We start from the raw sequence: 222 nt of genomic DNA, 5'->3' as shown, positions 1-222 counted from the left end.
ATTACCTCACATACCTGAAACTTCGTAGATGGGCATTCCGCCGCTGTGGAAATATCAACGCCGGACATCAAAGGTATTGGACATCCATAGATGGCGATAACTGGGTATTCGCAACCAAGAAGGGAGATGCGAACCCCCTGAGGTTACTCAAACATAGTGAGTTTAGTTGCAGTAGCACTGACTATGTGAAAGTTAAAGGCGATAAAAGTCCATTCGAAGGAG

General features: G+C 45.5%; 1 pseudogene. It reads left to right on the top strand.

What is annotated here, in order from left to right:
- A pseudogene (locus MiSe_RS50570) lies at positions 1–222 on the top strand (group II intron reverse transcriptase/maturase); the annotation flags it as partial.

This window comes from Microseira wollei NIES-4236, assembly GCF_020521235.1.
In the GTDB taxonomy this organism is placed as follows: Bacteria; Cyanobacteriota; Cyanobacteriia; order Cyanobacteriales; family Aerosakkonemataceae; genus Microseira; species Microseira wollei.
Note: the sequence above shows the minus strand (reverse complement) of the source record. Positions and strands in the feature narration are given on the sequence as shown.